Raw genomic sequence first — 11,899 nt, 5'->3', positions numbered from 1 at the left:
GTCGCCGGGCTCAACGCCGGTCGCTGTCCAGCCCGCTCTCCTCGGTCAGCTCCGCCTTCTGCGCGCGCGCCGGCGGCACCTCGAGCCCTGCAGCGCGGGCCAGCCCCATCACCCCGTCCACGGCCGCCGCGATGTACCCGAACGGGTTCGCCCCATCGACGGCCGTGATGTGCACCTCTCCCATCCGCTGCTGGAACGCGGCGGCGAGCGCCGGCATCTGCTGCGCGACCGTCAACCGGATGATCTCCGGCGACACGGTGTTCTCGATCTCCCGGAGCGCCCGCGCGCGGTCGAGCTCGAGCTCCTGCGTGAGCCGCGCCTTCCTCGCCTCGATCTCGGCGATGGCGAGCTCGGCCTCGGCCACGAGCCGGCGCGCGCCTGCGATCGCCGCGCGCTGCCTGAGCAGGTCGATCTCGTGGGCGCTCGCGGCCATCTTCGCCGCGTGGCGCGCCGCCGCCGCCTCCGCCTCGAGCGTGGTCTTCTCGATCTCGGCCCTCAGCGTGAGCGCCGCGATCTGCTGTTCGTGGGCCAGCCGCGTCTCCTTCAGCCGCGCCTCGGCCGCGAGCTCCTCGAGCTTGCCCTGCTCGCTCGTCGTCTGTCGCTGCTGCTTGAGGCTGACGTCGGCCGCGAGCTTCCTGAGCTCGATCTCGCTGTCGAGCGTGATCTGCCGCTCCCGGGCCGCCCGCTCGGACACGAGCTTCGCCTCCGACACCCGTGCCTCGGAGGCGAGCTCCTCGAGCCGGGCCTTCTCGCTGGTCTCCTGGCGTCGCGTGCGCAGCTCGACCTCGGCGGAGAGCTTGGTCAGCTCGATCGCGCGCTGCGCCTCGGCCTCGCCCTGCCGGACCGCGCGCTCGGTGAGCAGCGACGCCTCCCTGGCCTTCCGCTCCTGCTCCTGGCGATAGTGCGCCTGCAGGTTGCCGAACACCGCCGGAGAGAGGATGCGGACGTCCTGGATCTCGATGGTATCGATGAGGACACCCCACCCCTTGTCGGTGGCGTCCTCGGTGCTGCCGCGCCCGGAGACGACGGGCACGATCTCTCGTATCAGCTCGCTGGCGAGCCCTTCCTTCCGCCGCGTCAGGCATTCCTCGACGGAGAGGTTCGCGACCAGCCGGCGCACGGCGCCGGCAAACATGTCGACGAGCAACGCCTCGAGCTTCTCCTGCGCGCGCTCCGGGAACGAGAAGTTCAGCATCCGGAACGCGATGAGCGGCTCCACGATGCGGTAGACGGCGAGCCCAGTGACCTCGACACCGACCTTCTCGAGGGTGACCTGGTCCGCCGTGAACTGGAGCTTCTGGACCGTGGTCGGCACGACGGCGACGCTGTCGCCCGGGAGCTTGAAGCACGAGGCGCCCTGACCGGAGGTGGGCCGGAGGCTACCCCGCCGCATGTGGATCAGGTACTCGCTCGGCTTCGCGCTGATACGGCCCCATTTCTTGAGCTTCTCTGGATCTTCGGCCGGCTTGCCGGCGCGCCAGCCCTGATCGTACCGCCCGCGACCGGCCGCCCCGGTCCCGTGATCGTCCGCGTGGAGGACCGCCGCGGCGCCGCCCGGCACGCCGCCCTCGTGGATGATGACCCTGCGCTGCTCGATGTGCGTCATGACCTCTACCTCGCGAGTCCGGCTTTCGCAGGAAGCGGGCCACTCAGGAGACACGGCGAAAGAGGCGTTCCCGGGCCGCGCCGCGCGCCAGCGACCCGCGACAGGCGCGGCGCCGATCCAGAATGGAGCGCAGCGCCGATCCAGGATGGAGCGCTGTCGCCCGGCCGCCCGGCCGCGGCGGTGGCCGCCTCCTCCTGCCGCGAGGCATCACGCCGATCTCGGCCACCGCCACCATGGTCCGGCCCGCCGGGTAGCGGCGAACAGTCCGGGCGATTTTCGTGACCCGATCGGCGTCGCGCGCTTCGCGCGGCTGATCGACCGCCGCGTCACAACCAGGGAACTACCCGGCGGTGCTGTACGAGCTCGCCATGAACCACGCGCGCCGACTCGGCGGGTTCCGTGCAGATCCAGAGGACGTTCTTTGCGGCATCCGCCGGCGACTGCGCCGACGACATGTCGTCGAACCACGGGCGCGACGCGTCGGTGTCCACGAGCCCGGGGCAGAGCGCGGCGATGGTGAGCCCGCGCTCTGTGGCCTCGGCCTGTCGCTGGCGCGCATAGATTTTCATCGAGGCGACCTGCGCGACCTTGGACGGGATATTGATCCACGCCGGCCAGTGGTGGAGCTCTGCTTCGCCGCGCTCGACAAGCTCGACGTACTCGTCCATGACGCGCTCGATGTCCTCGAGAGATCGCGTGGCGGGGTCGAAGCGGTCGTGCAGCCGCGAATCCAGCTTGCCGAGGGAGCCGAAGGAGCTCGCGACCACGAGGAACCGCCCGCCGTCGCGCAGCAGGTGCCCGAAGGCGCGGATCATCCGGTAGGTGCCGTGGTTGTTCGTGTCGATGAAGGTGCGGACCTGGACCGCCTGGGGCACGTCCTTCCCGATGCGCGCGGCCGCGTTCGAGAGCACGATATCTATCCCGCCGTGACGGCGCGCCACCGTCTCCGCCAGGGCCTGGACGCTGGCGTCGTCGGTCACGTCCAGCCGGGCCAGGGACGGCTGCAGGCCTTGCTCGCGCAGGCGCGCCACGGCCGCCTCGCCGCGCTCCGGATCCCGCGCCCCCAGGTACACGGTGCTGCCCGGCGGCAGCTCCTGGCACAGACGGGCCACCATCGCGTAACCGAGGCCCTGGTTCGCGCCTGTAACGAGTGCAATTTTCGACATCGATCCCTCCTCACCCTCGCGCCGCGAAGACGTGGTGTTCGAGGAGTGTTACCCCAGCCTGGCTCGGGGCGCGACGATCGTCGTTCGGCGTCCTCGCGGGCTTGCCACGCGCTCTCTCGGGATTAGGAAACGGGAGATGAGCACGAAAAGAGACCAGCAGGCCGCCGATCCCAGGGCCGCGGGGCAAGCAGGCGAACAGCGGCCGTCGAACGTCCAGAAGGATCCGCGCGACTGGAAGACGGGCGACGAGCCGATGACGGGCGCGCAGGCGTCGTACCTGCACACGCTCGCGGAGCAGCAGGGCGAAGAGGTCCCTGAGGACCTGACCAAGGCGGAGGCGTCCGAGAAGATCGACGAATTGCGGGACGCCGTGGGCGTCGCCGGCGGCGCGGAGGGGGCCGCCGGCGTCGAGAACACGCGCAAGGACCCCGAGCAGTGGAAGACGGGCGACGAGCCGATGACAGGCGCGCAGGCGTCGTATCTCCAGACGCTCTCCCAGGAGGCGGGCGTGGACTTCGAGGCGAACCTGACCAAGGCGGAGGCGTCGAAGCGCATCGACGAGCTGCAGGCCAAGACCGGGCGCGGGCAGAAGCTGCGGGAGTGACCGACAGGGCGCTTCAGCTCGCCGCCCCGGAGGCGTGGGGTCTCCGCTGAACGCCGCGCCCCGTTCGCCTTCTATTGCTGCGAGCGCTGATAGGTATTCCCGAAGCCGTCTTGCACCACGACGGCGAGCCCGTCCACCGCCTCCACCTCGAGCTTTTCGCCGATCACCCGCGTTCGAAAGGCCCAGCCGGCGGGGAGCGTCAACGTCTCGCCGAGCTTTGCGAGCGACGCCTCGTCCTGCTGCACCTCCTGCACGCTGTACGACTGCATGTCGTAGACCGCGCCCTCCGGATCGACGAGCTCGTAGACGGTCTTGCCCGCGTCGTAGCCCCACGTCGTGTCGCGTCGCACGGTGCGTGTCTCGTAGGGCTTCGCCTTGCTCGAGGCCTCGGCGAGCGCGACGGTGAGCGTGCCCGTCTTGCGCATCTCGATGCCGCCGAGCGTGCGCACCTCTGGATCGAGCACCTTCGAGCCCTCGAAGCTGTCGATCATCCAGTGGCGCGGGCCGTTCATGACCACCACGTCCGCCACCGTCTCGGCCTTCACCTCGGCCTCATCGACCGCTACCCACGCCGCCTCGAGGCACTCGTTCAGGCCCTGCGTGTTGTACACGTCGATCCTCACCGATCTCGCGCCGAGATCCGCGTCGCCGAGCAGGATCTCGCAGTAACGGCTCCCCCGCAGGGCCTCCTGCGCCGGCACGGGCGTCTCAGTTTCGACGGGCGCCGTGCTGCCACAGCCGACCGCAGCGAGAAGGAGCGAGACGAAAACGGAGAGCGACGACGGCTTGTTCATGGCGTGGACCTCGGGAAGAAGGCGATCGTGGAGCGCGCGGATCGCGCCCTCTTTCCCCTACTCCCGCAAAAGGTCCCGCGGACCCGACACGGCCTCGGTCGATTTTTCTCCGCGCTCCCTCCCGTTGAACGGCGCCATCAATCCGGCGCTCATCGTCACCGGCGTCTTCGCCCGTGCGCGGCCGCCCTGCCGCATAGAAGAGGTCGCTCACCTGCTCGTGGATCTCGAACTCCTCGCGTAGCCAGACGGAGGCATAACGGTCCGTACCGGGCCCGAGCACGGGCACATGGAACGCATCCGCCAAGGCGCCGCCGACACGCTCGAACGTCTCGAGTGAGAACGGGCGTGACGGAGAGACATCGACCCCTCGATGGCTCGCAAGGCGAAACCGCGCTTGATGTAGGAATAGATCCCCCAGGAGAGCCCAGCGAAGGTCAATCCACCGCACGTTGTCTCGAACGCCGCGATCGGCTCGGACAGCTCCATCCCCGCGGCATGGAACAGCGCAGCGAGCTCTTCGGGTGAGCAGGTGTCGCCCGCGTTCCACCGGAGATCGATGGTCGCGTAATGGGCCAGCGTGCGATCGGAGAGGTACGGGCGCAGCGCCTCGATCGGGTTCGCATAGTCGAGCACCATGCGGCCGTCGTGGTAGAGTTGCTCCGCCTTGAGGACGCGCCCTGCGTGCTCACGCAACACCTCGATCTCGACGTCACGGCCCGATCGCTTGGCGTAGACGTATCCCGCCTGCCCCGGCTCCTCGGATAGGGTCCGAATGGCACCACGCGTGCGCCGCTCCTCGGGAGAGAGCGGGCGGGGGGCCTCCTCCGGCGGGCGAGCATCCTCCAGCGTTTCGAGCCCCGCCACGTCGGCGCCGGCCTCCTCGGAGGCGGCGCCGCGAGCCGCCTCGATGCAACGGGCCACGTCCGCGAGCGAGCTCGTCCAGACGAAGGTCTCGCCTGCAAGATCGTCACGGAAAGGGTGACCATCGGCGATCACGCCCCCCGGATAGACCCAGAAGGTGTGGGAGGTGTCGCTTGCTTCCACCGCCGGCAGCGCGGCCAGCGCCCCCGCGAGCTGTGCGCCGAGGCGCGGGCGAAAGGCGGCACGGATGCGGTGCACCTCGAGCGGCTCACGATCGGGATGCGGTCCTTCACCTCGTCGAGGAACGCGTGGACCCCCGAGCTCGCGCCCCGCTCCCGGCCTCGTCAGCGGGCGTCTTGGCGCCGCCTCGCTTGGATTTCGCAGCTGGCGCCGTGGCTGCGGCGGCTTGCTTCTCCTGAGCGGCACGCTCGGCGTTGAGGACGAAAAGGCGGTCGATGGCCTACCGGAGCGGTCTCCAGCCTGGATCAAATTTGTTGCGCGGATTCCAGGAATCCGTACAGTTTTCCACAGCCTCGCCCGGATACCAGTTCACACCTCTCGGGCATACATTCTCGACATGAGTCAGGCGATCGGAACGCTCGTACGAACCCGCCGGTCGGAGGTGGGTTTCTCGCATGAGGAGCTCGCGGAGCTTGCACGCGTGCCGCTCGCGACGCTGGAAGCATTCGAGGAGGGGCAGGGAAACATCACCGCAGCGGCGCTGGACCGCGTCGCGTACGTCCTCTGCGTGGATGCGGGCGTCCTGCGGCAAGGCAGGATCGAGCGCTCGCCGACGGCCGCCCTGTTCTTCCGGCAGGGCGCCTTTGCGGACTTCCGCGACGTCGAGGATCGCCCCAAGGTCGTGGCAACGTTCGAGCGCGCGCTCGCCCTCCGGAAGGTCAACACCCTCCTCGGGAGACCCCCCGGCCTTCGCGAACGATTCGAGCCAGAGGAGCCCACCCCGGAAGCCTTCAAGGACGGGTACCGCCTCGCTCGCAAGTTACGGAGCGCGCTGGGAGACGAGAGCGGCCCTCTCGGAGACATGGCCGACCTGCTCGAAGAGGAGTTCGACGTCCTGGTGCGGGCCAAGGCGCTGTCGAGCGCTCGGATCGATGCGCTTGCGTTGAAGGAACCGCAAACCGGCGTCGCAGCGGTCATCTTGAACACAGCGAGCAAGCGCCGCTCCAATCCATGGGCGGCCCGCGTCGACCTTGCTCACGAGCTCGGGCACATCCTGTTCGATCCTCCGCAGGGAGAGATCAACCTCGTGGTCGATCAGGAGGGTGACGAAAGCAAGGTCGTATGGCACGGCGAGCGGCGAGCGCGCGCATTTGCCGCCGAGCTCCTCATGCCCGCGGAGGGACTGCGGCAGCTCCTGGGCCCCCCCCAGTATGAGATGGCCACGTCCAAGGCGCTCGATCTGCTGGCTCGGACCCGGCAGCACTTCGAGACCCCCATCGAGATCACGGTGAACCATCTGGTCAATCGCGAGTACATCGTCCACTTCCAGCAAGAAGCCGTGATCGAGCAGGCCAGGCGTACGAGCGGCGGCTCGGCGGCAGCCGTCCCTCTGTTGGATCCATCCCGGCACGATGTCCTCACCCGACGCGTGCTCGAAGCGCTCGATCGCGATCTGATCTCCGCCGGGCGCGCGCGGGAGTTGCTGCAGCTGACCGCCTGGGATGATTTGCCCACGAGCGCGTGAGCCAGAGCGTTACCATGGTTCGGTACCTCCTCGACACCAACGCGGTGATCCCGTTCCAGCGCGCCGGTTGCCTGAAGGCGCTCGTGGCTGCGGCGAAGAGCGTACCGATGGCCATGGTGGACGACGTGCTCGAAGAGCTCACCGTTCCCAGGAGGCCGACCGATCCCGAGACGAACCTCATGAAGGAGGCCGGCCGAGAGCTGCGCGGGAGCTCGGTGGAGCTCATCGAGGTGCTGGCCGGCTCGGAGGAAGACGCCACGCGGGGCGTCCTCATGGCGTTCGTGGATCGAGGAGAAGCAGCCTCGATCGCCGTCGCATCGCGTCGCTCGGATCTCATCTTCGTGACCGAAGACGTCCGGGCCGTCCAGGGCAAGCCCAAGCTTTATCGTGAGCTCCCAGGCGACGTTGGCAGGATCATTGGGCTACACGCCCTCTTGCGGGTGCTGGTCGAGCGCGGCGCGCTCGCCGCGGCGCTCGCCAGGGCGGTTGCGGCTTCCCGTGACCTCGATCCTCCGCTCTGGTGGACGGGGTGGACCGCCTCGCTCCCACCGGAGAAGCCGTAGCACCGCACACCGTCTTCCGCGCCCCGGAGGTCCAGACGCTGGAGAGGCTCGCTAGACGTCGAGCTTTCCCTGTCTGTCATCGCCCTCCCGCTCGCTCACTCCGGCAGCTCCGATGAGCGCCTGTCATGGCGGCGCAACAGCGGTTGTCCGCGCAGCGGTCACCTGTCACGCCGCCGTACCACCTCGCCAGGCAAGGCGCGGGCGATCCGCCGGCGACGCGCCCCTCTCACGCGTGGCACGGCGTATGCTCCTTGTCCCTGGCACACAGCGCGGCGATCATGGCCGCTTGTGTCCATGACCGGCAAGCTCGCCGTTGCCGTCAACGAAGGCTCGAAACTCTCTGGACGAGGAGATCGCGATGAAGCGCTCTGCTGGTGCGCACGGGATGGTGATGGGCGTCGGGCTCCTCATGGCGGCTTGCGGGCCGGCGTCGGAGTCGGAGATCGAGGCCGAGCTCGACGGGCCCGGGCTCGAAGCGACGGTGATAAAGCCCGGATCGCAGGACCCCAACGGCACCCCGAAGCTCGCGTGGCACACCTGGAAGCTGGAGGTCGCCCGCTGGCTGCGGCACCCGCTGCTCCAGAACGGCGCCATCAACCCGGCGATCGTCGTCACCGGCGTCTTCTCCGACGCGGGGGGTGAGGAGGTCTTCAATCACACGTTCCGCTGCGCCGTGGCAAGCGGCACCGTCGTGACCTACGGCAACAAGCCCTACCAGGGACGGGGGATGGTGAGCGGCGCCTCGGTCTGGACGGAGAAGGGGCTCTCCGACGACGTGATCGACAACGTGCTGGAGTGCGTGATCGCGTTCGTCAACGACAAGAAGGACGGTGTCCACATCCTGCTCACGGGATCCAACGTGAACGACGACGGCGGTGACCACGAGGGGTTCATCCACGGCGAGGCCGTCTGGTGCGCGAGCGTGGGCGCCGGCAACGTCGTCGTGGAGGTCTACCCGACGCGCTCGTTCGTGAGGGGGTGCGGGATCGACGCCAAGGCGGCGCTGGCTCAGCGGTACTGCTACCAGAAGAACACCTGCGGCCTCGTCTACAAGGATGTCCTCGAGTTCAACGCCGAGTGCCAGGCCGTGGGCGCGCCGGGGAGCGGCCAATACAACTGCAATGGCAAGGCATGCACCATGACGTGGTTGGAGGACCTCGCGCCCGACTGGTGCGATCCCCTCCCCCCCGGCTTCCCCCAGTGAGCCGCAACGCTCCGCTGACGCAGCTCACTCGTCAGCGCACGGCGGGGCCAGGCCCGTCGCTCGCGAGCCGCCGCGCCTCGACGAGGCGCGCGCCCACGGTCCGGGCGCGCAGCGGGTTCGCCTGGATCGCCGCCTCCAGGGCCTCGGCTTCCCGCAGCGTGGCCTCTCTCCGGGCGGTCGCGCCGGGCGCCGCCGCGGCGCGCAGGCGAAAGAGCCCGCCCTGGGCCACGAGCGCCCTGTCGAACCGCGGGTTCAGAGCGAGCGCCGCGCCCGCATGCCGGAGCCCCTCGTCGATCTCCGCCGCGGCGTTCTGCCCGCGTCCCGCCCGCAGGGCGGCGCGGGCCTCGTGGATCTCGGCCAGCAGCGCGTAGATCCGCGGATCGGCGCGCGGCTCGCCGAGCAGCACGGGCCGGAGCGGGACGAGCGCCGCGTCGAGCAGCGCCGCGTCCGGACGGCCCCGCTGCGCGCTCCACCGGAAGGCGAGGAGCTCCGCCTCGGCGCGCTGCGCCCGGTCCGACACGTCCCAGGGCGCCTCGACGAGCCTGCGATCCAGCGTCTCGCGCGCCACCTGGAGCGCGGCCGCCGGGTCCTCGACCCGCGCGAGCCGCACGCGCGCCTCGAGCATCGCCAGCATCGCCCGCAGCGACTCCGGATAGGCGGCCGCGCCCGGCGCCATCGCCCGCGCGCTCTCCTGGACGCGCGCGAGCGCCGGGCCAGGATCGGCCCCCGCGTCCAGCGCGTGCATCGCCAGCGCGTGATCCAGCCAGAGCCGCCAGTAGGGAGCCCCGGTCCAGGAAGGATCGCTCCGGCGCGTCGCCTCGATCACCGCGTGCACCCGCCGGACCGCCTCCTCCGGAGAGCGGCCGGCGCGGACGAGGTGCTCGACCTCGTAGAAGCCGGTGGTCAGGCGCGACGTTCGCGCGCTGCCGAACCCTGGATCGAGCGCCAGGACCTGGTCGCAGCGATCCTCGGCGCGCTCGAACGACCCCTTCGGGTCGAGGCCGCGCAGGGACTCGTAGCGGCCGCGCTCGGCGTGGACGACGCAGAGCTCGTTGAGGGCCCAGGCGAAGTCCGGCTCGCGCTGGAGCGCGGCCTCGTAGCCCTGGACGGCGCGCTCGAGGGCCTCGCCCTGGTCGCGGCCGATCAGGTCCGCGTGGTAGGCCCGCGCGCGGAAGACCGAGGCGGCCACGTACCGCGCCATGGCGTCGTCCGGGCTCCTGGCGAGCGCCTCCTCGGCGCGCGCGGTCGCCTCGGCGAGGGCCGCCTCCGCGTCCTCGCCCTCCTGCATCCCGCTGGCGACCCACCAGGCGAAGCAGCTGTGGACCCAGGCCAGCTTCACGTACGCCTCGGCGCTCCGCGGGCTCGCCGCGAGCGCCCGCCCGCAGGCCTCCCGCGCCCGCTCGAAGCTCGGGCGCATCGACGCGCCTTGCTTGCCGGCGGCGTTCATGGTCTGGGTCCAGAGCTCGCACGCGCCGGCGTGGACCGACGGGTCGGACCGGCCGTGGTCGGCGGCGATCCGGTACGCCTCGGCGGCGCCGTCGAAATGGCCCTTCATCCGCTCGAAATCGAAGGCGGCGTCGTGGCGGTAGCGGCTCCCCATCGCGAAGAGCACGTCGCCCTCGAGCTTCTTCGCCGCGTAGAGCCACGGCGCCCCCGCGAACGCGGCCCGGGCCTTCTCCAGCGCGTCCTCGTGCCTGCCCTCGGCGAGCGCGAGCAGCCCCTCGGCGTACGCGGGCGCGTCGACGGCGCCGCCGAGCGCCGCGCGGAGGTGCAGGACCGCCGGCGCCTTGAGCTCGGCCTCCAGCGCGGCGATGCGCGCCGCGCGCTGCGCCGGGTTGCGGATGCGCCGGGCCTGCTCCAGGCCGCGGCGGTAGAGCTCGGAGAGCGCCGCGCCGGCGGCGTAGTCGAGCCCCGGCGATCGGTAACCCGCCTGCTCGGCCGCCCGGAGGTGCTCGATGGCGGCGGCCGGCTCCTGGAGCGCCAGCAGGCCGCGGCCGAGCGCGTACTCCCCGGGGCCGCGGCCGCTCTCGCCCGCCTGCGCCATCCGGGCCTCCACGGCCCTGAGCCGGGCGCGGACCACGTCGCGCTCGCGCTCGACGTCGTGGAGCGGCATCGCGTGGGCGCCGACGAGGAAGAGCTCCATCTCCTTCACGGTCTCGCCGAGCTCGCGCGCGAGCTCGGCCTGCTCCGCGGCGGCGCGCTGGCTCCGGACGGAGAGGCCGGCGATGACCAGGGCCGCGACGACCAGCGCGGCCACGCCAGCGACGGCCGCCCGGTGCCGGCGCGCGGCCCGGGCCAGGCGTCGGCCGAGGGAGGCGCGGCGCGCGAGCACCGGATCGCCGTCCAGGAAGCGCTGCAGGTCCTCGCCGAGCGCGCGCGCCGACTCGTAGCGGGCGCCGGGCTGCTTCTCGAGGCAGCGCATCACCACCGCCTCGAGATCCTGGGGGATGTCGCGGTCCAGGGTCCGGAGCGGCGTCGCGTCCGCCTCCAGCACCTGGCGGAGCACGTCCATCACGGCGCCCCCCGTGAACGGCGGGCGGCCGGCGAGCAGCGCGTAGAGCGTCGCGCCCAGGCCGTAGACGTCGGTCCGCCGATCGAGGGCGTGCACCCGCCCCGCGGCCTGCTCGGGCGCCATGTACGCGGGGGTTCCGAGCAGGGCCCCGGTGAGGGTGGGCCCGCTCTCCCCCGCCTCGCGCGCGATGCCGAAGTCCATGAGGTAGGGGCGGTAGGCGCCGTCCGTGCCCCGCTCCAGCATGACGTTGCTCGGCTTCACGTCGCGGTGCACGAGGCCGAGCCGGTGCGCCTCGTGGAGCGCGGCGGCGATGGCCCGGGCCACGCGCACCTTCTCCTCGAGGGTCAGGTCGCCGCGGGCGTCCTGGAGCGAGGGGCCGTCGATGCAGCGCATCACGAGGAAAGGCACGTGATCGGCGACGCCGGCCTCGTGGACCTCGCAGACGTTCTCGTGGCGGAGCCGCGCCTGGGAGCGCGCCTCGCGCAGGAAGCTCCCGTCGATCTGCGCGCCCGCCGAGAGGAGCTTGATGGCGACGCGCCGGCCGAGCCGGAGGTCCCGCGCCCGGTAGACGACGCCCATGCCGCCGCGGCCGAGGAGGTGGAAGTCCTCGAAGCGCGCGTGGAGCGAGGGCGGTATCGGCGACGGCGCGGCGGGCGTGGACTCGCGCGCGGCGGCGGAGCGCCGGCTCTCCTCGCCGAGGCCAAGATCGGAGGTGGCGTCGGGCACGGCGGGCGTGGCCTCCGACGCAGCGGGCATGGCCCCGGGCGCGGCGGGCGCGGCCCCTGGCGCGGCAGCCGTGGCCGGGCCGGTGAGGGTCGCGTCATCGCGGCCGCGCCGCGGCCACGGCGGGGCGTCGACGCGGGGCTCGTCGCCGTCCACGGGCG

The 11,899-nt window shown here is 71.3% G+C and carries 9 protein-coding genes and 1 pseudogene; 5 read left to right on the top strand and 5 right to left on the bottom strand.

Annotated features, from left to right (window positions below; genetic code table 11):
• Positions 1-10: 10 nt before the first annotated feature.
• Both WMF14_RS18510 and WMF14_RS18505 read right to left on the bottom strand, forming a co-directional pair.
• Positions 11-1,606, bottom strand: coding sequence for an SPFH domain-containing protein (locus WMF14_RS18510; RefSeq protein ID WP_437802624.1), 1,596 nt, complete (start codon positions 1,604-1,606; stop codon positions 11-13).
• A gap of 326 nt (positions 1,607-1,932) precedes the next feature.
• The gene (locus WMF14_RS18505) at positions 1,933-2,772 is read right to left on the bottom strand and encodes an SDR family NAD(P)-dependent oxidoreductase (protein ID WP_437802622.1); all 840 of its coding nucleotides are present in this window, start codon (positions 2,770-2,772) and stop codon (positions 1,933-1,935) included.
• A gap of 136 nt (positions 2,773-2,908) precedes the next feature.
• Between WMF14_RS18505 and WMF14_RS18500 the strand changes: the two are divergent.
• Positions 2,909-3,148: pseudogene (locus WMF14_RS18500) on the top strand (DUF3072 domain-containing protein); the annotation flags it as partial.
• Entirely contained in the window at positions 3,131-3,376 is a 246-nt protein-coding gene (locus WMF14_RS18495) for a DUF3072 domain-containing protein (protein ID WP_437804234.1), read from the top strand. The pseudogene WMF14_RS18500 and the gene WMF14_RS18495, both read left to right, overlap by 18 nt.
• Before the next feature lie 71 nt (positions 3,377-3,447).
• Here WMF14_RS18495 and WMF14_RS18490 read toward each other — a convergent pair whose 3' ends face one another.
• Both WMF14_RS18490 and WMF14_RS18485 read right to left on the bottom strand, forming a co-directional pair.
• On the bottom strand, positions 3,448-4,170 hold the full coding sequence (locus WMF14_RS18490) for a hypothetical protein (protein ID WP_437802620.1): 723 nt from the start codon (positions 4,168-4,170) through the stop codon (positions 3,448-3,450).
• 207 nt (positions 4,171-4,377) lie between these two features.
• On the bottom strand, positions 4,378-5,289 hold the full coding sequence (locus tag WMF14_RS18485) for a hypothetical protein (protein ID WP_437802618.1): 912 nt from the start codon (positions 5,287-5,289) through the stop codon (positions 4,378-4,380).
• 148 nt (positions 5,290-5,437) lie between these two features.
• On the opposite strand from WMF14_RS18485, the gene WMF14_RS18480 reads away from it, so the two are divergent.
• The 3 genes from WMF14_RS18480 to WMF14_RS18470 all read left to right on the top strand — a co-directional run bounded on the left by WMF14_RS18480 (position 5,438) and on the right by WMF14_RS18470 (position 8,503).
• Complete coding sequence (locus WMF14_RS18480; protein WP_437802616.1) at positions 5,438-6,736, top strand: helix-turn-helix domain-containing protein; 1,299 nt, start codon at positions 5,438-5,440, stop codon at positions 6,734-6,736.
• Complete coding sequence (locus tag WMF14_RS18475; RefSeq protein ID WP_437802614.1) at positions 6,733-7,299, top strand: hypothetical protein; 567 nt, start codon at positions 6,733-6,735, stop codon at positions 7,297-7,299. The genes WMF14_RS18480 and WMF14_RS18475 overlap by 4 nt, the downstream gene beginning before the upstream one ends.
• 358 nt (positions 7,300-7,657) lie before the next feature.
• Positions 7,658-8,503: a hypothetical protein gene (locus WMF14_RS18470; RefSeq protein WP_437802612.1), complete on the top strand. Its 846-nt coding sequence runs from the start codon at positions 7,658-7,660 to the stop codon at positions 8,501-8,503.
• 31 nt (positions 8,504-8,534) lie between these two features.
• Here the strand turns inward: WMF14_RS18470 and WMF14_RS18465 are convergent, their stop codons facing one another.
• Positions 8,535-11,894, bottom strand: coding sequence for a protein kinase domain-containing protein (locus WMF14_RS18465; protein WP_437802610.1), 3,360 nt, complete (start codon positions 11,892-11,894; stop codon positions 8,535-8,537).
• Positions 11,895-11,899 lie beyond the last annotated feature (5 nt).

Origin of the sequence: Sorangium sp. So ce693 (assembly GCF_051521375.1) — a bacterium.
GTDB classification, from domain to species: Bacteria; Myxococcota_A; Polyangia; order Polyangiales; family Polyangiaceae; genus Sorangium; species Sorangium atrum.
The sequence above is the reverse complement of the archived record's forward strand: the minus strand, read 5'-3'. Positions and strand labels throughout refer to the sequence as shown.

Excerpts from the sequence above, each read along its gene's own strand:
- WMF14_RS18510 (WP_437802624.1), bottom strand. The coding sequence starts at position 1,606 with ATGACGCACATCGAGCAGCGCAGGGTCATCATCCACGAGGGCGGCGTG.
- WMF14_RS18505 (WP_437802622.1), bottom strand. The coding sequence starts at position 2,772 with ATGTCGAAAATTGCACTCGTTACAGGCGCGAACCAGGGCCTCGGTTAC.
- WMF14_RS18490 (WP_437802620.1), bottom strand. The coding sequence starts at position 4,170 with ATGAACAAGCCGTCGTCGCTCTCCGTTTTCGTCTCGCTCCTTCTCGCT.
- WMF14_RS18470 (WP_437802612.1), top strand. The coding sequence starts at position 7,658 with ATGAAGCGCTCTGCTGGTGCGCACGGGATGGTGATGGGCGTCGGGCTC.